The organism is Streptomyces sp. NPDC059679 (assembly GCF_042734105.1).
In the GTDB taxonomy this organism is placed as follows: domain Bacteria; phylum Actinomycetota; class Actinomycetes; order Streptomycetales; family Streptomycetaceae; genus Streptomyces.
Map to the genome: position 1 here is coordinate 30518 of NZ_JBHWES010000006.1, position 26224 is coordinate 56741.

Below are 26224 nucleotides of genomic sequence, written 5' to 3' on the forward strand. Positions count from 1 at the left end.
GCCGCCGTCATGGGGCGCGCGGGAGCGCTCAGAGGCGCTCGGGGGTGCGGATGCCGAGCAGGTCCATGCCCTGGTGGAGGGTGCGGGCGGTCAGGTCGCACAGGAAGAGGCGGTTCTCGACCTGGGCCGGGCCGCCCTCGGCCTTCAGGACCGGGCACTTGTCGTAGAAGGTCGTGTAGAACGAGGCCAGCTGGTACAGATACGCGGCCAGCTTGTGCGGTTCGTAGCCCGCCGCGACCTCCCGCAGGACCTCCGCGAACTGGTCCAGGTGCAGGCCCAGCGCCCGCTCGGCGGGGGCCAGGGGAAGCTCGGGGTGAGCGACCGGCTTCTGGCCCTCGCCGGCGCGGCGCAGGATCGACTGGATCCGGGCGTACGCGTACTGGAGGTAGACCGAGGTGTCGCCGTTGAGCGAGACCATCTGGTCCAGGTCGAACTTGTAGTCGCGGGCGGCCGACGTGGACAGGTCCGCGTACTTGACCGCGCCGATGCCGACCTGGGCGCCGCGCTCGGCGATCTCCTCCTCGCTCAGGCCCAGGTTCTCGCTCTTCTCGCGGACGACGGCCGTCGCCCGCTCGATGGCCTCGTCCAGCAGGTCCACCAGCCGCACCGTCTCGCCCTCACGGGTCTTGAACGGCTTGCCGTCCTTGCCGAGGACGGTGCCGAAGGCGAGCTGGTAGGCGTGGGTCTTCTCGTTCAGCCAGCCGATCCGGCGGGCGGTTTCGAAGACCATCTTGAAGTGGAGCGACTGCCGGGCGTCCACCACGTAGACCAGGGAGTCGGCCTGGAGATTCTGGACCCGGTCCCGGATCGCGGACAGGTCGGTGGCCGCGTAGCCGAAGCCGCCGTCGGACTTCTGCACGATCAGCGGCACCGGATTGCCGTCCGGGCCCTTGACGTCGTCGAAGAAGACGCACAGCGCGCCCTCGGAGCGCACCGCGACGCCGGACTCCTCCAGCAGCCGGCAGGTCTCGGCCAGCATGTCGTTGTAGCCGGACTCGCCGACGACGTCGGGGTCGCGGATGTCCATGTCGAGCTTGTCGAAGACCGAGTAGAAGTAGATCTTCGACTCGTCGACGAACTTGCGCCACAGGGCGATGGTTTCCGCGTCCCCGGCCTGAAGGTCCACCACCCGGCGCCGGGACCGCTCCTTGAACTCCTCGTCGGAGTCGAAGAGCGCCCGCGCGGCCTTGTAGAGGCGGTTCAGGTTGGACATGGCCTCCTCGCCGGAGGCTGCCAGGTCCTTGTCGTCCCCGGCGCCCTGGTCGCCCGTGGCGGCCTTGTGGTCCAGTTCGTGCGGGTGCTCCAGCAGGTACTGGATGAGCATGCCGAACTGGGTGCCCCAGTCGCCGATGTGGTGGCGCCTGACCACCGTCTCGCCCGCGAACTCCAGGATCCGCACGACCGCGTCGCCGATCACCGCCGAGCGCAGATGGCCGACGTGCATCTCCTTGGCCACGTTGGGCTGGGCGTAGTCGACCACGGTCGTGCCGGGGCTCTCGGCGTACGGCACGCCGAGCCGGGCGTCGGCGGCGCGGGCGGCGAGGGTCTTGACGATCGCCTCGTCCGACACCGTGATGTTGAGGAAACCGGGCCCGGAGACCTCGATGTCCGCGATCAGCTCGCCGGCCGGAAGGCTCTCCACGACCTTGGCGGCCAGCTCGCGCGGGTTGCCCTTGAGCTTCTTCGCGAGCGCCAGCATCCCGTTGGCCTGGAAGTCGGCCCGGTCGCTACGTCGCAGCAGCGGATCGGCGGCGCCGGCCTCCGGCAGGGCAGCCGAGAGGGCGTCCGCGAGACGCTGGTGGACCGTGGCGGCGAGGGATGGGACCGAGGCCATGAGTGGAATGCCATTCCGGTAGATGGTTGGGTCCACCTCAGTATTTCACGGCGTGTCCAACGCTTTTGTCCGGTGCTTCGGCGCCCTGTGGAAAACCTCCGGGGTCCTCGTTCCGTCTGGGACAATGGTTTCGCCATGACCGCAAGGAAGGAAGTGCCGACCGTGGCTCAGAGCACCGAGACCGACTGGGTCTCCCGATTCGCCGACGAGGTCATTGCCGAGGCGGAGCGTCGCGCCCCGGGCAAACCGATCGTCTGCGCCTCGGGTCTCAGCCCGTCCGGCCCGATCCACCTCGGCAATCTGCGCGAGGTCATGACCCCGCACCTGGTCGCCGACGAGATCAGGCGGCGCGGCTATGAATGCGTGCACATCCTGTCCTGGGACGACTACGACCGGTATCGCAAGGTCCCGGCCGGGGTCGACCCCTCCTGGGCCGAGCACATCGGCAAGCCGCTGACCTCCGTCCCGGCCCCGCCCGGATCCCCGTATGCGAGCTGGGCCGAGCACTTCAAGGCGCCGATGATCGAGGCGCTGCGGGAGCTGGGCATCGAGTTCCACGGCATCAGCCAGACGGAGCAGTACACCTCGGGTGCGTACCGCGAGCAGATCCTGCACGCGATGCGCCACCGCGGGCAGATCGACGCCGTGCTCGACCGCTACCGCACCAAGGACAAGGACAAGGCGACCGGCGGGGCGAAGAAGCCCGCCAAGCAGCAGCAGAAGCCGGTCGACGAGGCCGAGCTGGAGGCCGCCGAGGGCTCCGGCGCGGCCAGTGAGGACGACGGCAGCGCGGGCGGCGCGGGCTACTACCCGTACAAGCCGTACTGCTCGGTGTGCGAGCGCGATCTGACCACCGTCACCTCGTACGACGACGAGACGACGGAGCTGGCGTACACCTGCGCCTGCGGCCACGGCGAGACCGTGCGCCTGCGCGAGCACGACCGGGGCAAGCTGGTCTGGAAGGTCGACTGGCCGATGCGCTGGGCCTATGAGGGTGTGGTCTTCGAGCCCTCGGGCGTCGACCACTCCTCGCCCGGCTCCTCGTTCGTCGTCGGCGGGCAGATCGTGCGCGAGGTCTTCGGCGGCGAGCAGCCCATCGGCCCGATGTACGCCTTCGTCGGCATCAGCGGCATGGCCAAGATGTCCTCCTCCAAGGGCGGCGTGCCGACCCCGGCCGACGCGCTGGAGATCATGGAGGCGCCGCTGCTGCGCTGGCTGTACGCGCGCCGCCGGCCGAACCAGTCCTTCAAGATCGCCTTCGACCAGGAGATCCAGCGGACCTACGACGAGTGGGACGCCCTGGAGCGCAAGATCACCGAGGGGGCGGCCCAGCCGGCGGACGCGGCCGCGTACAGCCGTGCCACCCGCACCGCCTCCGGCGAGCTGCCGCGCACTCCGCGCCCGCTGCCGTACCGGATGCTCGCGTCGGTGGTCGACATCACCACCGGCCATGACGAGCAGACGCTGCGCATCCTCAGCGAGCTCGACCCGGACAACCCCGTGAAGTCCCTGGACGAGACCCGGCCGCGGCTCGACAGGGCCGAGCGCTGGATCAACACCCAGGTTCCGGCCGAGCAGCGCACCCGGGTGCGGGACGAGCCGGACACCGAGCTGCTGGCCTCGCTCGGCGAGACCGAGCGCGAGTCGCTGCGGCTGCTGCTGGACGGGCTCGACACCCACTGGTCGCTGGACGGGCTGACCACGCTGGTGTACGGGGTGCCCAAGCTCCAGGCCGGGCTCGCGGCGGACGCCAAGCCGACGCCGGAGCTGAAGGTCGCGCAGCGCACGTTCTTCGCGCTGCTCTACCAACTGCTGGTCGGCCGGGACACCGGCCCCCGGCTGCCGACGCTGCTGCTCGCGGTGGGCGCCGACCGGGTGCGCAAACTGCTCGCGGCCTGACGTTCTCGTACAGCGGGCGGGCCGGACTCGTGGTGAGTCCGGCCCGCCCGTGTGCTGTAACGGGTGCGCGTTACGGGATGGACTCGGTCTCCAGCCTGTAGCGCTCCGTGCACTCCGCCAGGTGCCTGCGCACATCGCCGTCGCTGAGGTCGGGGATGCCGTATCCCTCCCGCAGCAGACGGCCGAACTGGTACGGGGAGGGGAACATGGCGTTGTTGGCGAGGTGCTGGCGGAAGGCCCCGTAGTACACCTCGTCGCGTGGCATGTCGTCCGGCAGGTCCATGGGCGGGACGGCTGCCTCGGACGGCTCGGGCTCGCCGTAGGACTCCAGTCCCCGCTGCGCCGGCACGTACGGGACCTGGCTGCTGGTGCCCTGCCCGCCCAGCGGCCGGACCCGGCCCCCCGCGCCGACCGGGGCGGTCACCTGCGGCCCGGCGGCCTGCGCCTCGTCGGCCTGCGCCGCGGACTGCTGCGCCTGCTGCTGGGCCTGGGTGTCGAGCTGGGCCTGCTGCTGGGCCTGCTGTGCCTCGTGGGCCTGCTTGGCCTGCTGCACCTCGTCCGGTGTCTGCGGCTGCCCGGCCGCCGGGTGGCCCGCGGCCTGCTGCTCGAAGCCGGTCGCCGCCCGTCCGTCGTGCTCGGGCGTGGCGGGCTGCTGGTACCCCTGCTGCTGGTACACCGGCAGCGGGAAGGCCATGGGCAGCTCACGCTCCTGGGCCGCGGCCCCGTTCGCTCCCGCGGCCCCTGGCGCCCCCGCGGCACCGACCGCTCCCGCGGCACCGGGAATGCCCGCGTTCCTGCCCCCGTAGGGCAGCGCGGCGGGCAGCGGTGCGGGCGTCAGCTCGGCCGGGTCCAGCCCCGCCGCGGCCAGCCCCGCCGGGGCGGTCTCCGCCAGCGGCACCCCGTAGCGCGCCAGGCGCAGCGGCATCAGCGACTCGACGGGGGCCTTGCGGCGCCAGGCGCGGCCGTAGCGGGCCCGCAGCCGGGCGCGGTAGACGAGGCGGTCCTGTTCGAGCTTGATGACCTGGTCGTAGGAGCGCAGCTCCCACAGCTTCATCCGGCGCCACAGCCGGAAGGTCGGCACGGGTGCCAGCAGCCAGCGGGCGACGCGGACCGACTCCATGTGCCGGTCGGCGGTGATGTCGGCGATCCGCCCGATCGCGTGCCGGGCGGCCTCGACGGAGACCACGAACAGGATCGGGATGACGGCGTGCATACCGACGCCGAGCGGGTCGGGCCAGGCGGCCGCGCCGTTGAAGGCGATGGTGGCCGCGGTCAGCAGCCAGGCCGTCTGGCGCAGCAGCGGGAAGGGGATCCGCAGCCAGGTCAGCAGCAGATCGAGCGCGAGCAGGACGACGATTCCCGCGTCGATCCCGATGGGCAGGACGTTGGCGAAGGCGCCGAATCCCTTGTCGTGGGCGAGATCGCGCACGGCGGCGTAGGAGCCCGCGAAACCGATCGCGGCGATCACCACCGCTCCGGTGACGACCACCCCGATCAATATGCGGTGCGTACGTGTCAACTGCATCGCGGCCACCCGCGACCCCTCCCCCGTCCTACGGCATTCGGCGCGCCCAGCGTCGCATACACGTCAAGGGCGGTGGACGGGAAGGGGGTCGCAACGGCTCGGCCGGCGGCGGGTGGTGGCTACGCGGCGCTGCTGCTCGCGCTGCTCGCGCCGCTCTTTTCGGCGTCCTTCTCGATGGCGGCGACGACCTCCTTGGCCCCGGTCTCGGCGTCCTTGAGCAGCGCCTTGGGGTCCGGGGTCTTCTCGTCCTCGTAGCCGGCGCCGTTGTACTCGAGGGTCAGGACGACGTTCGCGGTGCGGACCACGACGGTCTGGTTCCGGAACTCGTCGCCGTCCTTCTTCGACTCCGTGCTGACGGTGGTGGCCGCGTCGCCGATGCCGGACACCTGCCCGGTCTTGGCGTTCTTGGCGCCGTCTGACGTGGCGGCCTTCTGGGCCTGGTCGCCGGCGTAGGCCTGGGCCCGTTTGTCGCCGGATCCCAGCGACACCTCGGATCTGAAAAGTTTGAGGGAGACGGTGAGCTGCCGGTACTTGAACCCGTTGAGGCCGGTCCACAGGCAACTGGCCGACTGGTTGGCGTCGGCGGAGGGGAGTTCCTTGCCCTTCTTGCTCTCGGCCTTGGGGACCAACTCGTCGATCGTCTTGCCGGACAGGGTCGGGCAGACCGTCGGGAGCTTGCTGTACTTTGCGGCCGCGACGGTCGGCGTCGGGCTGGGCGTGGCCGATTTCGACGGGCTGGCCGAGTCCTTCGAGTCCTTGTCGGAGCCGGAGGAGCAGCCGGCGACGAGCACCACCGGTACGGCTGCGCTGACGAATATACGGGCGAGTCGAGGGGCTGTTCGGTGCATGGGTCCTTCGCTCGTTCTCGGTCGATGGGCGGCCGTCCCGCCCGCGTCATGACACGGCACGGTACGCGGCCGATGCGCGCACAGCCCAATTCGGGCGTCTTGCGCGAGGCCCCCTACACCGGTCTATTCGTTGAGCCGCCCGGTCAGCTCCTGGGCCAGATCTTCGGCGTTGACCTGCAGTTCTTCGCTGCTGGGAATGTTCTTTTTGTTGGTCGACCACTGGTCGTACTCAATGGTGGCAATCACATTTGAGGACCTGAAGACGACGGTGACATCTCGGTGGATACCGGAGTCACTGGTGATGAGCTGGTCGTCGAGGAAGGCGTCGTCGGCGAGATCGTCCAGGCGGCGTGGTGCGGCGGTCTCCGAGGCGTCGGTGTCGCCGGAGGCGTCCGTGCCGCGGGTCCCCGGCTCGTCGCTTCCGGAGGCGTGGGGCGTTGTGCCCTCGACTTTGGTGCCCTCGGTCTTGGAACCGTCCTTGCCGGAGCCGTCTTTCCCGGAATCGTCCGTCCCGGAGTCGGAGGAGGCCGACGCGGACCCCTTCGGGGTGTCCTTGCCGGGCGAGCCGGAGCCGGATTCCGAGCCGGAGGAGCCGGAGGGTGCGCTGGGGGTCTCCGAGGCGCCCGGGACGTGCGCGGCGGCGGCCTTCTTCTCGTACCGCTCCTTCGCCTGGTCGTCGTCGCTGACCGTCGGGTCGTACGAGACGACGCGCTCGAAGTCGAGCGTGAGATAGCGGGTGCCGCTGCTCGTCTCCAGCTTCCAGCGGCAGCCGACACGCCGGTTGGTGTCATAGGTGACGGTGGCCTGGCCGTCGTAGACCGGGTCGTCCTCCTCGGCGCCGGGCAGCAGATTGCGCAGCGTCTTGGAGTCGATCGCGCCGCACGCCTCGGGGAGGGTGCGGTACTTGCCGGGCGCGGCGGCGACCGGCGCCCCGGAGTCGCCTGGCTTGGCGTCGTCGAGGCCCGCGTGTGAGGCGGTGCTGGTGCAGCCGCTCAGGCCGATGGCGGCGAGCACCGTGGTGACCACGGCGGCGGCCCGTGCGGCACCCGCTACGTACGCCCTTCGCTGCTGCGCTGGCTGCACTCTCCCCGTCCTTTCAAGATCTCTCCGAGCGAACACGGAGCGAAAACTGCTTGCCGCCCGTGGGCGGGGCCTGCAGACAATGTCTATCGCACGCGCCACCGCGTCTGCCGGTCGCCCGCCGATATTGGGGGCCCTGGTCCGGCTTTTGCGTTTTCAGTCTTCTATGGGGGAACGAGTAAAACATGTCGTATGTCGAGCTGCCCGGGGCGCGGGTTCCGATCCGTATGTGGACCGATCCCGCGACGGTCGAGGGCGTGGCCATGCAGCAGCTGCGAAACGTCGCGACGCTGCCGTGGATCAAGGGCCTGGCCGTGATGCCGGATGTGCACTACGGAAAGGGCGCCACCGTCGGCTCCGTGATCGCGATGCAGGGCGCCGTATGCCCGGCGGCGGTGGGTGTGGACATCGGCTGCGGGATGTCGGCGGTCCGGACCTCGCTGACGGCCGAGGACCTGCCCGGGGACCTCTCGCGGCTGCGGTCGCGGATCGAGCGGGCGATCCCGGTGGGGCGCGGAATGCACGAGGACCCGGTCGACCCGGGGCAGCTGTACGGATTCTCGGCGCCGGGGTGGGACGACTTCTGGGGGCGGTTCGGAGAGGTCGCCGAGGCGGTCAGGTTCCGTCAGGAGCGGGCCGTGAAGCAGATGGGTTCGCTCGGCTCCGGTAACCACTTCATCGAGTTCTGCCTCGACGAGTCGGGCTCGGTCTGGCTGATGCTGCACTCCGGCTCCCGGAACATCGGCAAGGAGCTGGCCGACTACCACATCGGCGAGGCCAGGAAACTGCCGCACAACCAGGGCCTGGTCGACCACGACTTGGCGGTCTTCATCGCGGACACCCCGCAGATGGCGGCGTACCGACACGATCTGTTCTGGGCGCAGGAGTACGCGAAGTACAACCGCGCGGTCATGATGGCGCTCTTCCAGGACGTCGTCCGCAAGGAGTTCAAGAAGGCCAGGCCGACGTTCGAGCCCGTCATCTCCTGCCACCACAACTACGTGGCCGAGGAGCGCTATGAGGGCATGGACCTGCTGGTGACCCGTAAGGGCGCGATCCGGGCGGGCAGCGGGGACTACGGGATCATCCCCGGCTCGATGGGCACCGGTTCGTACATCGTCAAGGGCCTGGGGAACGCGGCGTCGTTCAACTCGGCCTCGCACGGCGCGGGTCGGAAGATGAGCCGTAACGCCGCGAAGAAGCGCTTCTCCACGCGGGACTTGGAGGAGCAGACGCGGGGCGTTGAGTGCCGTAAGGACGCCGGGGTCGTGGACGAGATCCCGAGCGCGTACAAGCCGATCGAGAAGGTGATCGACCAGCAGCGGGACCTCGTCGAGGTGGTGGCGAAGCTCAAGCAGCTGGTGTGCGTGAAGGGTTGAGGTGCGGGATCGCACGTGATCGATGGCCCCGGCCGATCAAGGCCGGGGCCATCGCGCTGCCCGCGCGGGGGCCATCGCCTAGTCCGCACCCTGGAAATTCGAAAGAAAGCGCGTCCAATTCGCCATCAATGGCACGGGATTGATCGCCGACACGCAGCGGAAAATAGCAGGCTGCTTTCTGTTCGCGAATTTCTTGAGGTTCTTCTGAGGTTACCGGAGCGGAGCTACTTCACGGTACAAAAAGCTTGATCGCAGACGGTTTTCACGGTCGTCCGAGGCCGCTAGCATCTCCGCAATCGATTCCCCTGGTTCGCAGAGGAGAACAGGTGAGATTCATTTCCCGTGCCGCTACCGCGGTCGGTGCCGCCGCTCTGATTGTGGGTGGCTTTTCCGCCGCCCCCGCCTCCGCCGCAGACGGCAAGACCTGCGTCAGCAACCTGCACCCGACCCTCGACGTCTGGACGGGCAAAGGGTGCTTCATCGGCAACGGCGACGACATCCAGGCCACCGACCTCTACAGCGACGGCCAGCGCACCGTGGTCGACTGGTACACCGACTACGGCCGCGAGGGCGAGTGCGACAACGCGCTCGGCACGGGCTGGACAGTCACCTGCGACTACGACATGACGGAGACCGGCCGGATCAAATTCCGCGTCTGTGCCCGCAGCAGTGGAATCAACCGTGACTGCACCGGCTGGACCGGCTGGATAAGCATCCGCACCGGCGAAGCCGCCTGACCCGCGCACCGCACCGTCATCGACGACAGCCCGCCCCGGCGCTTTACCGGGGCGGGCCGTCGTCGTGCGCGTGAGGGGGCGGGTCAGCGCTCCCGGTGCACCTTGTGCTGGGCCGCCTGGGCGCGGGGGCGGATGACCATCAGGTCGATGTTGACGTGCGAGGGGCGGGTGACCGCCCACTCGACGGTGTCGGCGACGTCGTCGGCGGTCAGGGGCTCGGCCACACCCTCGTAGACCGCGGCGGCCTTGTCCTCGTCGCCGCGGTAGCGGTTCAGCGCGAACTCGTCCGTGCGGACCATGCCCGGGGCGATCTCGATCACCCGCACCGGGTCGCCGCACAGTTCGAGGCGGAGAGTGGCGGCGATGGCGTGGGTGCCGTGCTTGGCGGCCACGTAACCGCCGCCGCCCTCGTAGGCGATATGGCCCGCCGTGGAGGACAGCACGACGACGGTGCCGTCGCCGGAGGCGATCAGCGTGGGCAGCAGGGCCTGTGTGACATTGAGCACGCCCACCACATTGACCTCGTACATCGCCCGCCAGTCGGCCGGGTCGGCGGTCGCGACGGGTTCGGTGCCGAGGGCCCCGCCCGCGTTGTTGACGAGTACGTCACAGCGGTCCAGGGCGGCCGCGAAGGCGTCCACGGCGGCGCGGTCGGTGACGTCCAGCGGGTACGCCTCGGCCTCGTGCCCGGCCTCGGTCAGCTCGGCGGCGAGAGCTTCGACGCGCTCCTTGCGGCGGGCGGCGAGGACGACACGGAATCCGGCGGCGGCGAGGCGGCGGGCGGTCGCGGCCCCGATCCCGCTGCTCGCACCGGTGACGACTGCGGTACGGGTGGTCATCGGCCCTCCTGAGGCGACGTGTTGGGCGGGGTCCGCATAGGTGCGTTGTGTTTGTAATCCATACGCAGGATATGACGTACAGATTGGCCGCCAATCGGGGGACTGAAGATCGGAATCCGCTACGGCGCCTGAGGCCCGGGGAAGGGTGCACTGCGTCCGGCGCGCCGCCGGGCCGGAGCATCCCCTGTGCCAAGGAGTGAATACAGCCCATGACCCAGCACAAGAGATTTACCCAGCTGCACCGTCGTGCCCTCCGACGTTGGGGTGTCGTATCGGCTGGCGCCATCGCCGCCGCGGCACTCGTGGCCGGTTCGCCGACGGCTGCCTGGGCGGCCGGCGCGACCCCCAGCCCCCACTCCGGGATGAGCAGCAACTGCGAGCAGGGCCAAGAGGAACAGCAGAAGAACCACGACAACGGCCGTGATCACGAGAACAAGCGCGAGCACAAGCACGAGAAGAAGAGCGAGCACGAGAACAAGGAAGAGAACGGCGAGCACGACAACGGCCGTGAGCACGAGAACGGCGGGAAGTACGGCGGCGGCCAGGAGCGGAGCCTCGCGCGGCCCTCCGCCGACCAGGCCATGGACGAGCAGTACGCCGCCGAGGGCGACGAGAGCTCCCAGGGCAACGACTACCGCTCGGCCCCCGGCGCCGAGAAGGCGTACGCCGCCATCGCCAAGTACACCGCCGGTATGGCGCAGCCGTACGGCGTGACCGAGTCCGAGGCCGCCACGGAGCCCCGCCACGAGGACCAGAAGCGTCAGGAGGAGAAGCAGGAGGAGGAGAAGCAGCAGGAGGAGGAGAAGCAGGAGGAGAAGCAGCAGGAGAAGAAGTGGGAGAAGAAGTGGGGGAAGAAGCAGGCCCGCCACGAGGAAGAGAGCAAGGAGGAGGAGAACAAGGAGGAGGAGAACAAGGACGAGCAGGAGCGCAGTGGCCCCGTGACGCTCGACGAGGCCGTTGAGATCGCCGAGTGCGAGGTCGGTGGCGAGGCCGTCAGCGCCGAGCTGGAAGACGAGTGCGACGAGGACGACGCGCACAAGGGCGAGGAGTCCAAGAAGGGCGAGGAGTCCAAGCGCAAGGACAACCACCACAAGGGCCCGCAGCAGCGGACCGGCGACAACAACAAGGACAAGGACCGGGAGCACAAGGGCCGGGACCACAACAAGGACGAGGACGAGGACGAGAAGGGCAAGGACCACAACAAGGACCGTGAGCACAAGGAGTCGCGGCACGAGGAGTCCAAGAAGCAGGTCTGGGACGTCGACGTCAAGCGCGACCACGAGGTCTGGGAGGTCCTGATCGACCCGGACACCGGCTGCGTCCTGAGCGTGACCCGAGACGCTGACTAAGTCGTCACCGGCCTCGCGGCGAATACATGATCACAGCTACGCCGACCAGGCAGATCAGCGCTCCGGCCACATCGAATCGGTCGGGCCGGTAGCCGTCGGCGACCATGCCCCAGGCGAGCGAACCGGCGACGAAGACGCCCCCGTACGCCGCGAGGATGCGGCCGAACTCCGCGTCCGGCTGGAGCGTGGCCACGAACCCGTAGGCGCCCAGCGCGATGATTCCGGCGCCGACCCACGCCCATCCCCTGTGCTCGCGCACCCCTTGCCAGACCAGCCAGGCACCTCCGATTTCGAAGAGGGCGGCCAGGCAGAACAAGGCAATGGAGCGTGCGATGAGCATAGGGGAAGGGTACGGGGGGTGACCGGTGCTAGATCGGTCATTATCGATCAATCAGAAATATCGCTGGCTAACAGGCTAATTCTCCTGCTACAACTCGAATTGGGTTGGCGCTAGGGGGAGGGGCAGCCCGATGGCCGGTGGGAGCGGGGTCCACGTACACGGCGATGTCGAGGGACAGGTCGTCGTCGGTGATCGCAATGTCGTGATCAATGCCGAGCGCGGCTCCTCGGTGACCGTACGGAGCGAGCCGCCGCCCTTTGCCCGCCGCCGAGCCCGTCCCGCGGGGCGCGCCCTGCCGTACCGCATGCCCGAGCTGCTGGGCCGCGAGGGGGAGCTGGCGGCGCTGCGGCGGTGGCTGTCGCAGGGCCACCCGGTGCAGATCTACGGTCCGCCCGGCATCGGCAAGTCCCTGCTGCTGCGCCGGTTCGCGGCCGACGCCGCGGCCCGCGGCCAGGACGTGGTGTATCTCCCGGCGGCCGGGGTGCCGGTCGACGACCTCGTCCAGGAGCTCTTCCAGGCGTGTTACGAGGCACCCGACTACAAGCCCGCACCGGCGGTGACACAGCAGTTGATGGCCTCGGTCCACGCCTTGGTCGCGGTCGACGACTTCCAAGGCTCGGCCGAGGATCTGACGGAGCTGGTGGCGGCCACGCCCGGATGCGATGTCCTGGTGGTCACCGCCGAGCGCCAGGAGTGGCAGGAGGGGCAAGAGGGGCGGGCCCTGCGCCTGGACGGGCTGCTGGAGGAGCCCGCGCTCGCGCTGCTCACTGAGGAGCTGGGCCGCCCGCTGCGGGGCGATGAGCAAGCGGCGGCGGCCCATCTGATCGCCACCGTACGCGGCCACCCCCTGAGCCTGCTGCAGGCCGCCGCGGCCCTGCGCTCCGCGGGGGCGGGGCGTATGGAGTCTGCGGGAGCCGCCGGTTCCGCCGGGCTCGCGGTGGACGAAAGGGCGCTTGCGGTCGGGGTGGCGGGTGGGCTCAGCGATGGGGCGGGCAAGCTGCTGCGCATTCTGTGCGCCGTCGAGCCCCTTCCGCTGTCCCCGGCGCTGCTGTCCGTGATCGCGGCCGGACCGGCCGGCCCCGCCGGAGCCGCTGCCGGAGCTGCCGGAGCTGCCGGACCAGCCCACCCTGCCGGGGCCACCGGCGCGGCCGGAGTGGACCGGGCCGCCGCCGCGGAGTTGGAGGCGCTGCGTCTGGCTTCCTCGGAGGGCGGCGGCTTCCGGGCCACGGGGCGGCTCGCCCAGTTGGTCGCCGAGCGCACCGGGCCCGCGCAGGATCCGGCCGTGCTGGCCGCCGCGTTGGTGGGCTGGGCGCGCGGGGCCACCCGTCATGAGCTGGCCGCCGAGTCCGCGGTGGTCCGCCGCGTCCTGGAGGCGGCCGCGCTCGCGGGCGGTCATGGAGCCGTTCGCGACCTCGCCCGTTTCACGGCTCCCGCCCTGGCCCGTTCGCTGCGCTGGGGCTCCTGGCGGCAGGTTCTGGGGCTTGGCGCGGGCGCGGCCCGCGCGCTGGGGGCCGCCGCCGATCTGGCGTACTTCACCCATGAGGAAGAGGCGCGCAGACGGGCGCTCGGGCTGGCGGCCGGGGTCGCGGCCGGGCTGTCCTTCGGCGCCGGCGCGGCGGCCGGACATCTGGGCGGCCCCGCCTCGGGCCACGCCGCGAGCCAGGCGGTGAGCCATGCCGTGGGCCATGGCTCGGCGGCGGCCGGGAAGTCGGGCTTGAGCTCGTTCGCGGCGAATCCGGTCGCCATTGGGACGGCGGCGGCCCTGCTGGTGGCGGGTGGCGTCTTCGTGGCGTTCGCGAGCGCGGGCGGCGAAAGCCCCCGCGCCGACCCCACCGTCCCCATCACGTCCTTCGATCCGACGCCCACCCTGGCCCCGACCGGCGCACCCACGTCGAGCGCCATCCCGACCACCGGCCTGCCGACCGCGACGACCACCGTCCCGACGGCCACCACCGCCCCCGTCACCACCACCGCCGGGCCCACCACCGGGCAGCCCACCTATGGCTCCGGCCAGTGCCCGCCCGTTCCGCTGGCTGTCGGTTCCTTCGGACCGGTGGCGGCGGGGGAGCAGGACAGCAAGAGCGTGACCTGGGACAGCTACTGGGAGTGCGACGACGCGAAGACCCTCGCCGTCAGCGACCCCACCGCCTGGCGCGTCCGCGCGACCTCATGCCCCGCCACCCAGAAACCGGGCCCTCCGAGGTCTGCCTCCGGCCCCTGCGTCTTCGAGGTCGTGTTCAGCCCTCCCGCCTCGGCCGAGCCGGGCACCACGTACAGCGCGAAGGTCACCATGCTGGACGACTGGGGCCATGTGGCGATGACCCTGCCGCTCAGCGGCTCCACCGCCACCGTCGGTCCCACCGGCCCGACCGGCCCCACTGGTCCCACTGATCCCACCGAGGAGGGGCCCTCCCCGCAGCCGTCCGAACCCGCCCCCGGCGCTTGAACCCATAGGCGTCTAGAGCCGCTTCGCGCTGCGGAACAGCTGGGCGTAAAAGCCGTTGCCGTCGATGCGCGAGGCGCCGCCCTTGTCGCCCATGGTGGGTCCGTTGACCTCCTTGCGGCTGGAGATGAACACCCGGTGGCCGTCGGTGTCCACGCCGAGGTACAGCGCGACATGGTCCATGTGGTTGCCCGTGCGGTGGTCCATCTTGAAGAAGAGCAGGTCGCCGGGTTGCAGCACATCGATGTTGGCCGGGCGCTGGTACCAGGGCGAGGGGCCCTGGAGCTTGATGATGTCGGCGCCCACGTTCGAGCGGGCCATGCCGTCGGCCGTGCGCGGCAGCCCGTCCCCGACGATGTTCGAGGCCCGCAGCGGGTAGCGGGCGCGATAGCCCCACACCATGCGCATAAAGCCGGAGCAGTCCAGCGCGCGGTAGCGCTCCTTGCGCGGCTGCATCGTGGTGCCGTCGCGGAAGGTGTACGGGATGCCCAAGTAGTCGTAGAAGTCGTTCTGCTCCAGGCGGTCCACACCGTCCTGTTTGAACGGTCCGAAGACGGCGTCACCCGCGTACGGAATGCCCTCGTCGTCCTTCTTGAGCGGCGCGCCCTGGCTGTACTGGAAGGCGATCGCGAAGATGTCGTCCTCTTCGCTGCCGTAGTTCTGCTTGAACCAGTCCTTGAACCACTGCTCCTTCTCCGCCCCCTTGCGCCAGGGCTCGGGCATCAGCCGCACCCAGTCCTCGGTCACCACGCGGGAGGCGGTGTTGGCGGGTTCGGAGAAGGTGCGGCTGGGGCCCTTGAGGGTGGCGGTGCGGGCGCTGTCGGTGAAGGTGGCGAGCACCTGGCCCTTGGAGCCGCGCAGCACGGTGCGCTCCGGGTTCTTCAGCCGCTCCCAGGTCCGGGTCCCGGTGTCCTCCGCGCTGTTCTCCAGCTGCGGATTGTCCGTGACCTTCTGCACCGCCGGGGCTTTGGAGTCCTCCTCCTTCCGCAGCTCCACGGTCAGATAGGCGCTGGCGCCGAGCAGCGCGAGCACGGTCACGGCGTGCAGCGCGCCGCGTTTCTTCGAGGTCTTCTTGGCAGACATGGTCGGCTCCGGGGGTGGGGTCAGGAGGACGGCATGACGCCGAGCAGGATCCCGGCGGTGAGGACGACATACGCCATGAGCGTCACCGAGCCGGTGGCCAGCAGCGTGGGCCCCTTGGGCTGGCGCACCAGCTGGTAGGCGATCAGGCCGGGGACGATGAATCCGAGCGTCTGGTTGCTGTACATCAGCGGGAACTCGATGGTCAGCGCGATCATCACGGTGGCCTGGAGCAGTACGCCGGTGAGCACGACCGCCGCGAACAGCCGCTTGCCGTAAAGGATCACGAAGCGCTGCAGCAGCAGGACGCACACATAGGTGAGGACGGTGACGCCGATGACCATCGCGGCGCGCTGAAGGTCCTCGACGAGGGTGAGCGCGAGCCAGCCCGGAGTGATCATGCCGCCGGGCGAGAGGTTGGTCGTCAGATAGCAGACGAGCGAGAACATGAGCCCGAGCGCGATACCGAGCGCGGCGATCTCTGGGGTGAGGACGGAGGGGATCAACGCGGCTCTCCTGAGCTGTGCCACTGCTGGTCTTCGGCGGGGGGCTGTGCTGCCGCGGCGGGCTGGTCCGCTGCGGGGGGCGGGTCTGCCATGAGGGGTGGGTCTGCCTTGAGGGGCTGGGGCGGCACTCGGGGCTCGAAGTAGCCGCGCGGGCGGTCCTGACCGTCCTGCGCTGCGGGCTGCCGCTGCCCGTACCGGGTCTCGTACGCCTCCGGGTACCGCTGGTAGGGGTCGATACGGGGCGCGTACAGCCGCATCGTGTCGACGTGTTCGGGCGGGGCGGGCAGGGCGGACGACGAGGCGGGCAGGGCGGGCAGAGCTGCCGCGGCCGGCGCGGTCGGCGTGGTCGGCGTGGTCGGCGTGGTCGCTCCGACGGGAGCGGTGGCCGGCCGGGTGTCCTCGGGGACAACAACGCCGTCGCCGGCGCCCGGCTCGTCGGGGGAGTCGTCGGCCGGGAGCTCGGCCAGATGCTCGAGAAGCAGTTCGCCCTGGCCGTGGATGTTGCCGATGGCGACCAGCGAGGAGTTGGGCCCGAGCATGCCGAGCATCTGCGCCATGAACTCCTCCGGGTCGCGCCGGTCGCCGCCGAGATCGACGGCGCGCGAGCGGTACGAGGCCGGGATGGCGTCGATGGCGGACTTGGCCGGGTGGCCGATCACAAAGACGTGCTCGGGGTCGAGGTCGGGGATGATCTCGCCCATCTGGCCGTTGCGTTCGACGCGGTCGGGGCGGCAGTTGATCACCACGTTGAGCGGGCGGTGGATCGCGCCGAGGTCGAGCAGCTGGTTGATGTTCATCAGCGTCGACTCGGGGTCGTTGGCCGCGAAGACGTTGGCGAAGCGCAGCCGCTTGCCCTCGTCGGTGCGGTAGCGCTCGACCGACAGCACACCGGGGTCCGGCGGCGCGTCGTACATGCCCTGCAGCGCCACCTTGCGCTCCACGCCGAGGAGTTCGGCGACGGTGAGCGCGATCGCCACGTTCTCCTTGAAGGTGAACCAGCTGAAGCCGCGCAGCTCCTCATCGGAGACCGTCTCCGGGTCCGCGTAGATCAGACGGCAGTTCCGGGCGTCGGCCTCCTCCTGGAGGATGTGCAGACGCTCCTTCTCGGCGGTGACGCAGATCCCGTCCTCCGGCATCGAGCGGCACAGCGAGCGCGCCACATCGTCCAGGGTGGGGCCCATCTCGGCGAGGTGGTCCTCGCGGACGTTGCACAGCACGCCGATCGTGGAGCGGATCAGCTTGGACTGGTTGATCTCCTGGAGCGCCGGCATGACGGCCATGCACTCGATGACCAGCGCGTCCGGGCGGTACGCGGCGGCGCGCCGCACGATGCCGATCTGCTCGACGACGTTGGCGATGCCGAACTTGCGGTAGACCGGCTCCTCGGTGGCGTCGGGGTGGATGAACCGGGCGGCCGTACCGGTGGTCTTGGCCACGGTGACCAGGTCGCCGCCGCGCAGCGCGCCCGCGCACAGCCGGGTGATGGACGACTTGCCGCGGATGCCGTTGACCAGCACCCGGGTGGGGATGTTGTCCAGGTTGGCGAAGTGCCGCCGCTGCTCCACGACCCCGGCGACCAGCAGTATCGCGCTGCACACCATGAGCACGGTGTAAAGGAAGAGCACGGTTTTTCAGTTCCTTCCGGCGAGGGACCGGCTGCCGTCGCGCCCGCCGCGCTGCTGCTCCTGCAACTGCTGCCGGATGAGCTCCAGGCTGCGGACGACGGCGCCGACCTCGTCGTGGTGGCGCGGGAAGAGGACGGTACGCCGGTCGCCGCCCGCAAGCGCCTCGGCCTGGTCGGCGAGTGCGCGCAGCGGCCGGACGACCACGATGTGCAGCCAGCCCAGGCAGGCCGCCGCCGCGGTGAGGCCGAGCAGCCCGACCAGCACGGTGCGGTTCTGCAGGGTGTACGCGGGGATGTCGAGCCGGGACGCGGGCTGCCAGCTGACGACGCTCCAGTCGAGGACCTTCGCCACGCCGCCGCCCGTCATGGGGGCCGCGGCCGCGATCCGTACGTCGTCGCCGCGCTGGACCTTGGCGTGTGCCTGCTTGCGGTCGACCAGCGGGGAGAGGTGACCGGGCATCTTCTCGAAGGCCAGGTAGCCGGAGTTCCCGGCGATGGTCCGGCCCTCGGCGTCGACCACCCGGACCTGGCCGAGACCGTCGCGGCGCAGCAGCGCGTTGACGAAGTCGATGTCGAACTCGCCCACGACAGCGGCGCCCGCCTTCCCCTGGAGGGGGGCGGTGGCGCGGATGAGGGGCTTCTTGCCGCCGTGCCCGGACACCTTCAGGGGCTGGTCGGCGGGGCGCTCACCGGAGGAGTGGTGCGGGTCGTCCCCGGCCCGGGCCAGCACCTCGCCGTCGCCGCTGAGGACGTAGACGGACTCGTAGCGCGGGTGCTCCTCGATGGTGCGGTCCAGTACGTCCGCCATGTCCTCGGCCGAGGTGCGGTTGCCGATCAGGGCGGCGACGGCGGACAGGTCCGCGTGGCCCTCGTTGAGCGCCCGGCGCACCCGGTCGCTGATCGTCTCGGTGCGCGCCTTCTGGTCGCTGACCACCTGGGCCGGGATGTGTACGGAGGAGCTCGGGCGGTTGAGCAGCAGGGTCAGCGGGACCGACCAGGTCAGCAGCAGTACGGCGGAGACGGCGACCAGGGCGCGGGTGCCCAGGCGCCGGCCGCCGCGCGCGCCGTCCGTGGACTGGGGGGAGCTGTCGGCCCCGTCGGGGGACTCCCCGCGCAGCTGCTGCCGCAGCCGCTCCAGGGCGCGGCCGATACGGGCGGCCTCGCCGAACCGGGGCACGGTCACCGGGCGGGCCAGATCGCCGCGGGTGAGCCGGCGGCTCTCCAGGAACAGCCGGATCAGGGGGCGCTGGACGGTGCCGAGCAGCACCGCGATGGCCAGGGCGCCGATGACCAGCAGCGCGCCCGCGGCGGCCAGGCCGAAGGCCGGCCGGGCCAGTTGGGAGGCGCGCTCGGTGATGCCGACCTGGGTGACGATGCTCAGCCCGAGGCCGCTGGCCACCGTGGACTCGCCCGGCTCGGCGGCGGCGAGCGAGGCGTAGCCGGCGACGGTCCGCCGGTCGCCCGAGGCGTCGCCGGTGAGGCTGCCGCTGACGCCCGCGTAGCCGCCGGAGCCCGGCTCCTTGGAGCTGATGGGGTTCTGCCGGGACTTCTTGGCGGAGATGGTGGCGAAGTCCTTCAGCTCGCGCTGGGCCCGCTCGCTGTCGAGGGCCCCGTCGCTGCTGAGGATCGTGCCGGTCGAGTCCACGACGCCGATGCCCCGGCTCTCGCTCAGCCGCATCCCGGGCACCTTCAGATTGCTGGAGGCGATCAGGAGCTGCTGGGGCCGGCCCTCCCAGGAGAGCAGGGCGAGGGCGATCAGCCGGGTCTGGCCGTTCTGCAGCCGGACCAGCCGGGGCTTCAGGCCGTCCTTGCCGGAGAGCTTGGTGCGGTCGATCACGGTGAGCGGTACGGTCTCGCCGCGGGCGGCGAGCAGCTTGCCCGACTTGATCTCGATGACCGCGGTGCCGCTCCACTTCTGGTAAACGCTGCCCGTTTTGTCGAGGACGGCGTCGGCGGAGACGGGTTTGCCCTCGCTGAAGAGGATCGCGGTGCGGTTGAGGTCGGTGACCGACTCGTCGAGCGAGGCGCGCAGTGCGACGGCCCCGTCCTCGGCGAAGTGCTGCTGGGAGGTCAGCACGGCCTTGGGCACGAGGACGTTCTCGGTTTTACCGAAGGTGAGGGCGGTGATTCCCGCCAGGGAGAGGAGCAGAGCCGAGAGTACGGCTATAGGAGGACGAATGCCGCCTATCAGCGACATATCAGCCCGTCGGCGGATCTTTCGCCGCCGCTTCGGCGCCGAAGCGGCCACGGGGGCTCCTCTCTGGAAATACCTGGGAAAACCTGAAAATGCCTGGGGCGCCCGCACTGCCCTCAGAGCGCGTCAATGCGCGGGCGCTGCGGGGCGCGCGGCCGCGCGCACACGCGCGACCCGTGAGGTTTGGATCGTCGCGCGGGGCTAAGGGTTGCATGAGGAGATGAAAATGTGAGTCAGATCGCTCGATCGTGATCGCCGCGGACGGCGGCCGGAACCGGTTGCACCGCTATCGTCCGTTTCATCATGAGAGCCGACTCCAGCATGAGAGCCGACCGCCCCCGAAAGACCACCCGCGCTGCCCGGAAGACCTCTTCCGTCGTTCGGAAGACCGTCCTTCGGACGACCTCCGCCGCCGCTCGGAAGAACCCCCTCGTCGTCGGCCTCGCGGCGCTCACCGCCGTGGCCGCCCTGCTGACGGCCGTCCTCGTCATACGCGCCGAAGGTGGCGAGGACGGAAACTCCACCCCTACAGCGGGTATCGACCTGGAGCGCCGGATCACCGACTACACGGCCCGGTTCGGCGCGGACACCGGCTATCTGGAGCCCAGGCGCGCCGACCGCCAGGCCGTCGCCCGCGCCGTAGGACTGCTCCTGGACGGCCACCGTGACCAGGCCGCGGCCCGCCTCGACGCCCTGGACTTCGACCTCCGTACGATCACCGACAGCGCCACCGGCAGGCGCTACGCCGAGATCGCCGACCGCACCGAGACCGGCCCCACGCCGCGCGGCTGGGGCCGCGTCTACATCGACCTCTCGGCCCCCGCGCGCTGGTCCGTCCAGATTCCGCACCCGGTGGCGGACGCCCGTACCGAGCAGCTGGGCGTCGGCGTCCTGCGCGGCAGCCCCGGCGGCGTCCTCGTGCTCGCGGGTGCCCACCGCGACGCGGGCGTCGGCGACGCGGCCGACGTGGCGCACCGGCGCTACACCGTCTTCGCCGCGGTCTGTGCCGAACTGGCCGAACGCGGACTCCCCGGCATCCAGATCCACGGCTTCGCCGACGACTCGGCCCCCGACTACGACGTCATCGCCTCGACCGGCCGCGCCACCCGCGAAAGCCGCGCCGACGGCCGTACCCTCGCGAACGCCCTGCGCGCCCGGGACTTCGAGGTCTGCCGCGCCTGGGTCCGCTCCTGCCCCCTGGAGGGCCGCACCAATGAACAGGGCCGCGCCGCGGCGGCCCAGGACAGCACCTTCCTCCATGTCGAATTCGCCAACGCGATCCGCACCGACCGCCGCGAGGCCGACCGGGCCGTCGCGGCGGTGAACGTGGTGACCGCCCGCTGGGCGAAGCGGACACCCCACCCGGGCGCGACCGGCTGACCGGCCGTGCCGGGGTGGGGCCGCGCTGTGCGGACGGGCGTTACGACGCCGTCCCCAATGCCTCCGCTGACGCGTCAGCCGACTCGTCCGGCCCTGCCGCCGCGGGCGCCCCCTGTGCGTCGGCTGCCTTCCGGCGCGGCAGGAAGGTGGCGAGAGCGAAGGCGAGGAGGGCGGCCCCGGCGCCGATGGCCATGACCACCTTGAATCCGTTCTCGGAGGTCAGGGCGTGGCCGTGGAAGTCGGTGGTCATCTGGGCCAGGATGACGCCGGAGACGGCGCTGGCGAACGAGGTGCCCAGGGAGCGCATCAGGGCGTTGAGGCTGTTGGCGGCCGCGGTCTCGGAAGCCGGGACGGCGCCCATGATCAGCGCGGGCAGCGCACCGTACGTGAAGCCGACGCCGCCGCCGATGACGCAGGACACCAGGATCAGGTGCCAGACCTCGGACATCAGCACGATGTTCAGCCCGTAGCCGGCGGCCACGATCAGCGCGCCGATCATCAGCGTCACCTTCGGGCCCTTGGCCTTGGTGATGCCCGCCGACACGGCGGACATGGCCATCATCACCAGGCCCTGCGGGGCCAGGACCAGGCCGACGGTGAGCATGGACCTGCCGAGGCCGTAGCCGGTCTGCTCGGGCAGCTGGAGCAGCTGCGGCAGAACCAGGGACATCGCGAACATCGAGAAGCCGAGCGCGACCGAGGCGAGGTTGGTGAAGAGCACCTGGCGGCGGGCCGTGGTACGCAGATCGACCAGCGGCTGCCGGGCGCGCAGCTCGTACGCTCCCCAGGAGAGCAGCACGACGACGACGGCGGCGAACAGGCCGAGGGTGGTGGCGCTGGTCCAGCCCCAGTCCGCGCCCTTGGAGACGGCCAGCAGCAGGGACACCAGACCGGCCGACAGGCCGAGCGAGCCGACCAGGTCGAACCGGCCGCCGGTACGCACCTTCGACTCGGGCACGACCGTCCCGACGAGCGCGAGGGCGGCCGCCGCGAGGGCGGCCGAGGCCCAGAACAGCACGTGCCAGTCGTAGCGGTCGGCGATGAACGCGGCGGTGGGCAGGCCGAGCGCGCCGCCGACCCCGAGGGAAGCGCTCATCAGCGCGGTGGAGCCGGCCAGCCGCTCGGGCGGCAGCTCGTCGCGCATGATGCTGATGCCGAGCGGTACGACGGCGGCCGCCAGGCCCTGGAGGGTGCGCCCGACGATCATCGGGACCAGGGACTCGCTCAGCGCGCAGACGACCGATCCGGACACCAGCAGCACCAGGCTGAGCAGCAGCATGCGGCGCTTGCCGAACATATCGCCGAGGCGGCCGACGACCGGTGTGGCGACGGCGGCGGCGAGCAGCGTGGCGGTGACCGCCCAGGCGGCGTCCGACGGCGAGGCGTCGAGGTACGTCGGCAGCTTGGGGACGATCGGGATCACCAGGGTCTGCATCAGCGAGACCACGATCCCGGCGAGGGCCAGCACCGCCACCACGGCGTTCGGCCTCGGCGGGGCGGAACCCCCGGCGGCGGGTCGGGCAAGGGCTTCGGACATGGCGGGGCTCTCTTTCGAAGGGGTCAGGGGGGCGATGGTGTCGCCGGGCCCGGCGGCGGACAGGGGGTTCCGGCCGCCGGGCCCGGGGATCGCACCGATCCCCGTCCCCACGGGTTCGGCGCGTATCGGGACCCTCTCCGCTCTCGGTGGCCCCGGTCCGGGTGCCCACGGCCCTGCCGGGATGCCGCGGGCTTACTTGCTTGACTCAGGCAAGCATGAAGGAGTTACTTGAGTCAAGCAACCTTTCCGATTTTACTTGACTTAGGCAATTAGCTGTTACGGTGGCCGCATGTCCACACCGCCATCGCCGCCATCGCCGTCATCCGCAGGTGAACCCGTCTCGACGGACGTGATCGCGATCGAGCGCGCCCTGACGCGCATCACCTACCTGGCCGGCCGGGCCCGGCAGCATGAGCGGCTGATGGCCCTGGCCGGACTGTCCCTGGACCGGGCCGCCGTGGCGATCCTGCGGTTCATCGCCGAGAGCGAGCCGCTGCGCCCGGGGGTGCTGGCGGTCCGGCTGTCCGTGGAGGCGTCCCATGTCACCCGGCAGCTGGGGCAGTTGGAGCGGGCCGGCTATGTGATCCGTATTCCGGATCCGGACGACCGACGCGCCCAGCGCGTCCAGCTCACCGACGCCGGCCTGGCCGCGGTCGAGCGCATCCGGGAAGCCGGCCGCCGGGGCATGGCGGTGGCGCTGGCGGACTGGTCGCCCGAGGACCTGGGGCAGCTCGCCGGGCTCTTCCGCCGGCTGGCCGACGACTTCGTCATGCACGCCGAGTCGGACGTCGACATCCCGCCCTCGGCCTGACCCTGCCGCGCGGCGCCCGGAGAGCCCGGTGAGTCCGGAGGGCCCGGTGAGACCGGAGAGCCCGGTGAGTCCGGTGATTCACAGCAGTGTCGGTGCGTGGAACTCCCTGAGTCCTGATGTCCGGTCCCGGTCCAGCCAGTAGCGCCGAGGCTCGGCCAGCATGACGTCGACGCTGACGGTGAGGATGCCGGGGATCTTGGCCAGTTCGTTGTCGATGAAGGCTGCCAGGGCCGAGCGGTCGGTGACCAGGCCGGTGCACAGGACGGACATGTCGCTGGCGACGTGGGCGGCGAGCCGGGTCTGGGGGAGTTGGTCGATGCGGTGCATGACGTCGGGGGTCTCGCCGGGGGCGACTCGCAGGCGCAGTATGAACGGAGTCTGGAAGCCGAGCCATTCCGATACGACCTCCAGGCGCGGCTTGACCCAGCGCTCGTCGAGCACCCGGCGCACGACACGGTGCGCGGTGGAGGGGGCGAGGCCCGCGGTCCGGGCGATGCTCGCGGAGGATGCCCGGCTGTCCCGCATCAGCTGGGCGACGACGGTGCGTTCGGCCTCGCTGAGCAGTTTGGCGGGGGGTGTCGCGGTCGCCGTGCCTTCCGGTTGGGCGCCGGTCAGCTTCAGCAGGTCGGCCCGTTCGGTATCGGTCAGGAACTGCGGGTCCCAGGTGATGCCCCGGCGCAGGGTGCTGAGCGCGGGCAGGGCGTTCACACGGCGGACGCCGGAGATCGAGAACATCCGGTCGATCGCCTCGCTGGTGGCCGCCTCGGAAGGGGCGTGGACGACCGCGTAGAGCGGGTAGTCCCCGGAGATCTGCGCCAGGAGCTGCAGATGGGGGAGTGCGCGGAGCCGGTCGAGGACGGCGAGCGGGGTCTCGCCGGTGATGTCCAGGAGTACGTGGACCGGCATCGCCGTGGAGTGCATGCCCCAGTCGGCCTGCCCGATCACGCGGACCATCCGGGCCTCGTGCAGCCGGTCGAAGCGGCGCTTGAGGGTGCTGGCGTCGGCGGACAGGATCGCGCCGATGTCGTCCCAGGTGGCCCGGGGCGCCAGGTGCAGTGCCCCGACGAGGCGCCGGTCGAGCTCGTCGAGCAGAGGGCGAGTCATGTTTCCCCACCTTAGGGTGCACCCCAGGGTGCCGATTAATCCCAACGTTACATCCGAGGGATAGAGAATCTCTCATCTCGCTGCCATGATTCGCGGGAACGTCCCCGAATCGCACGAAGAGGTACCCATGAGTGCCACCGCGACCGAACCCCAGCCGACCGAGCCCCCCTCGAGAGTCCTGCGCGCCGCGTTCCGCGGTTTCGCGGCGATCGAGAAGGTCGGCAACAAACTGCCCAACCCCTTCTGGCTGTTCTGGATCCTCGCGGGGGTCGTCGCCGTCCTCAGCGCCGTGCTGGCGGCGGCCGACGTCAGCGCCGCGCACCCCGGGACGCACGAGACCATCAAGGTGCAGAGCCTGCTCAGCAAGGCAGGAGTCACGACGATGGTCGAGGGGGCCGTCGACAACTTCGCGACCTTCCCGCCGCTCGGCACGATCCTCATCGTGGGCTTCGGCATCGCCGTCGCCGAGGCGAGCGGGCTGTTCACGACCCTGCTGCGCCGCATGGTCGCCCGGGTGCCCGGCAAGTACCTGACCTTCGCGCTGTCGATGACGGCGATGGTCGCCCATGTCGCGGGCGACGCCGCGTACGTCACCCTCATCCCGCTCGGGGCGCTCATCTACCGCGCGGCGGGCCGCAGCCCGGTGCTCGGCTGCATCGTCGCGTACGTCTCCATCTCCGCCGGCTACGACGCCTCGCCGTCCCTCACCACCACCGATGTCCTCCTGTCGTCGATCTCCACCGCCGCCGCCCACACCATCGACCCGCAGTACACCGTCACCCCGGTCGCGAACTACTTCTTCGGGCTCGCCTCCTCGGTCCTGGTCGCCCTGGTGATCACACTCGTCGTCGACAAGGTCATCGCCAAGCGCTCGGACCTGGACTCCGACGAGCCGGTCACCGCCCTGAGCGCCGACGAGCTGAAGGCGGTCGAGGTCGCCCCGGAGCAGCGCCGTGCGCTGCGGGTGACCGGGCTGGTCGCGCTGGGCTTCGTCGCACTCCTGGCGGTGGCCATGATCCCGGCGTCCTCACCGCTGCGCGGCCCCGGCGGCTCCCTCATCGAATCCCCGGTGATCACGGGCATGTCGCTCGTGCTGTGCGTGTTCTTCTCCCTGCTCGGCTGGGTCTACGGCCGGATGACCGGCACTTTCCGCGCCGCCCGCGACATCGTCGACGCCCTGGTCGAGGGCACCCGCAGCTACGCCCCGATCCTCGTCCTGTTCTTCGCGATCTCCCAGTTCCTCGCGTATTTCAAGTGGACGAACATCGGCAACATCCTCGCCATCAAGGGCGCGGAGACCCTGAAGGACCTGGATCTGAGCGGCTGGACCGTGCTGGTCGGCATCGCCGTGCTGATCACCTTCATGAACCTCGTCATCACCAGCGGCTCCGCACTGTGGGCCCTGGCCGCCCCCGTCCTCGTACCCATGCTGATGCTCGTCGGGATCGAGCCCGAGACGACCCAGGCCGTCTACCGCGTCGCCGACTCGGTCACCAACTGCGTCACCCCGATGAGCCCGTACTTCGCGATGGCCCTCGGTTTCATCCAGCAGCACCGCAAGTCCGCCGGCATCGGCACCCTGGCCTCCTTCACCATCCCGATCGCCGCCGTCGTATGGGTCGCCTGGGTCGCGTTCTTCGTGGCCTGGTACCTGCTGGGCCTTCCCTTCGGCGTCAGCTGACCCCGTCCCTCCCCAAGCCACCCCCCACCCCTTC

General features: G+C 70.5%; 20 protein-coding genes. 8 read left to right on the top strand and 12 right to left on the bottom strand.

The genetic code is table 11. The annotated features are described in order from the left end of the window. Positions 1-28 precede the first annotated feature (28 nt). Positions 29-1834: an arginine--tRNA ligase gene (argS, locus tag ACFV2X_RS09385; RefSeq protein WP_385613557.1), complete on the bottom strand. Its 1806-nt coding sequence runs from the start codon at positions 1832-1834 to the stop codon at positions 29-31. A 135-nt stretch (positions 1835-1969) separates the two neighbouring features. Between argS and lysS the strand changes: the two genes are divergently transcribed. After that, positions 1970-3733 (top strand): lysine--tRNA ligase, encoded by a 1764-nt coding sequence (lysS, locus tag ACFV2X_RS09390; protein WP_385613560.1) that lies wholly within the window; start codon positions 1970-1972, stop codon positions 3731-3733. A gap of 70 nt (positions 3734-3803) precedes the next feature. Here lysS and ACFV2X_RS09395 read toward each other — a convergent pair whose 3' ends face one another. The 3 genes from ACFV2X_RS09395 to ACFV2X_RS09405 form a co-directional block, all read right to left on the bottom strand. Next, complete coding sequence (locus ACFV2X_RS09395) at positions 3804-5258, bottom strand: DUF2637 domain-containing protein (RefSeq protein WP_385613563.1); 1455 nt, start codon at positions 5256-5258, stop codon at positions 3804-3806. Between the two features lie 119 nt (positions 5259-5377). Then, the gene (locus ACFV2X_RS09400; RefSeq protein ID WP_385613566.1) at positions 5378-6106 is read right to left on the bottom strand and encodes a hypothetical protein; all 729 of its coding nucleotides are present in this window, start codon (positions 6104-6106) and stop codon (positions 5378-5380) included. A 123-nt stretch (positions 6107-6229) separates the two neighbouring features. Further along, positions 6230-7189, bottom strand: coding sequence for a DUF3558 domain-containing protein (locus ACFV2X_RS09405; protein ID WP_385613568.1), 960 nt, complete (start codon positions 7187-7189; stop codon positions 6230-6232). Between the two features lie 182 nt (positions 7190-7371). Between ACFV2X_RS09405 and ACFV2X_RS09410 the strand changes: the two genes are divergently transcribed. Together ACFV2X_RS09410 and ACFV2X_RS09415 are read left to right on the top strand one after the other, a co-directional pair. Further along, positions 7372-8565, top strand: coding sequence for an RtcB family protein (locus ACFV2X_RS09410; protein WP_385613571.1), 1194 nt, complete (start codon positions 7372-7374; stop codon positions 8563-8565). Between the two features lie 326 nt (positions 8566-8891). Then, positions 8892-9302: a hypothetical protein gene (locus ACFV2X_RS09415; RefSeq protein ID WP_385613574.1), complete on the top strand. Its 411-nt coding sequence runs from the start codon at positions 8892-8894 to the stop codon at positions 9300-9302. Positions 9303-9385: 83 nt separating this feature from the next. Here ACFV2X_RS09415 and ACFV2X_RS09420 read toward each other — a convergent pair whose 3' ends face one another. After that, complete coding sequence (locus tag ACFV2X_RS09420; protein WP_385613576.1) at positions 9386-10141, bottom strand: SDR family NAD(P)-dependent oxidoreductase; 756 nt, start codon at positions 10139-10141, stop codon at positions 9386-9388. 209 nt (positions 10142-10350) lie between these two features. Between ACFV2X_RS09420 and ACFV2X_RS09425 the strand changes: the two genes are divergently transcribed. Further along, complete coding sequence (locus ACFV2X_RS09425; RefSeq protein WP_385613578.1) at positions 10351-11490, top strand: hypothetical protein; 1140 nt, start codon at positions 10351-10353, stop codon at positions 11488-11490. Between the two features lie 4 nt (positions 11491-11494). Here ACFV2X_RS09425 and ACFV2X_RS09430 read toward each other — a convergent pair whose 3' ends face one another. Further along, a complete protein-coding gene (locus ACFV2X_RS09430; protein WP_014178616.1) occupies positions 11495-11830 on the bottom strand; it encodes a YnfA family protein in 336 nt (111 codons plus the stop codon). Between the two features lie 130 nt (positions 11831-11960). On the opposite strand from ACFV2X_RS09430, the gene ACFV2X_RS09435 reads away from it, so the two are divergent. Continuing rightward, positions 11961-14276: a hypothetical protein gene (locus ACFV2X_RS09435; protein ID WP_385613581.1), complete on the top strand. Its 2316-nt coding sequence runs from the start codon at positions 11961-11963 to the stop codon at positions 14274-14276. Positions 14277-14288: 12 nt separating this feature from the next. On the opposite strand, the gene ACFV2X_RS09440 is transcribed toward ACFV2X_RS09435, so the two are convergent. The 4 genes from ACFV2X_RS09440 to ACFV2X_RS09455 are packed head-to-tail and all read right to left on the bottom strand — an operon-like array spanning position 14289 to position 19680. Continuing rightward, positions 14289-15356 carry an NlpC/P60 family protein gene (locus ACFV2X_RS09440; RefSeq protein ID WP_385613584.1) on the bottom strand — a complete coding sequence of 356 codons (1068 nt, stop codon included), beginning with the start codon at positions 15354-15356 and terminating at the stop codon, positions 14289-14291. 20 nt (positions 15357-15376) lie between these two features. Continuing rightward, positions 15377-15859 (bottom strand): poly-gamma-glutamate biosynthesis protein PgsC/CapC, encoded by a 483-nt coding sequence (locus ACFV2X_RS09445; protein WP_358630818.1) that lies wholly within the window; start codon positions 15857-15859, stop codon positions 15377-15379. After that, positions 15856-17484, bottom strand: a complete 1629-nt coding sequence (gene pgsB, locus ACFV2X_RS09450; protein WP_385613587.1) for a poly-gamma-glutamate synthase PgsB — start codon at positions 17482-17484, stop codon at positions 15856-15858. Before pgsB ends, ACFV2X_RS09445 begins: the two co-directional genes overlap by 4 nt. A gap of 6 nt (positions 17485-17490) precedes the next feature. Beyond that, the gene (locus tag ACFV2X_RS09455) at positions 17491-19680 is read right to left on the bottom strand and encodes a HAMP domain-containing protein (protein ID WP_385614009.1); all 2190 of its coding nucleotides are present in this window, start codon (positions 19678-19680) and stop codon (positions 17491-17493) included. A gap of 300 nt (positions 19681-19980) precedes the next feature. Here ACFV2X_RS09455 and ACFV2X_RS09460 point away from each other — a divergent pair, with 300 nt between their 5' ends. Then, on the top strand, positions 19981-21057 hold the full coding sequence (locus ACFV2X_RS09460; RefSeq protein WP_385613589.1) for a hypothetical protein: 1077 nt from the start codon (positions 19981-19983) through the stop codon (positions 21055-21057). Between the two features lie 40 nt (positions 21058-21097). On the opposite strand, the gene ACFV2X_RS09465 is transcribed toward ACFV2X_RS09460, so the two are convergent. Beyond that, positions 21098-22594 carry an MFS transporter gene (locus ACFV2X_RS09465; RefSeq protein WP_385613591.1) on the bottom strand — a complete coding sequence of 499 codons (1497 nt, stop codon included), beginning with the start codon at positions 22592-22594 and terminating at the stop codon, positions 21098-21100. Positions 22595-22883: 289 nt separating this feature from the next. Between ACFV2X_RS09465 and ACFV2X_RS09470 the strand changes: the two genes are divergently transcribed. After that, the gene (locus ACFV2X_RS09470; protein ID WP_385613594.1) at positions 22884-23405 is read left to right on the top strand and encodes a MarR family winged helix-turn-helix transcriptional regulator; all 522 of its coding nucleotides are present in this window, start codon (positions 22884-22886) and stop codon (positions 23403-23405) included. Positions 23406-23483: 78 nt separating this feature from the next. Here the strand turns inward: ACFV2X_RS09470 and ACFV2X_RS09475 are convergent, their stop codons facing one another. Further along, complete coding sequence (locus ACFV2X_RS09475; protein ID WP_385613596.1) at positions 23484-24509, bottom strand: Lrp/AsnC family transcriptional regulator; 1026 nt, start codon at positions 24507-24509, stop codon at positions 23484-23486. Positions 24510-24636: 127 nt separating this feature from the next. Between ACFV2X_RS09475 and ACFV2X_RS09480 the strand changes: the two genes are divergently transcribed. Then, complete coding sequence (locus ACFV2X_RS09480; RefSeq protein WP_385613599.1) at positions 24637-26190, top strand: AbgT family transporter; 1554 nt, start codon at positions 24637-24639, stop codon at positions 26188-26190. The last annotated feature ends 34 nt before the right edge of the window (positions 26191-26224 follow it).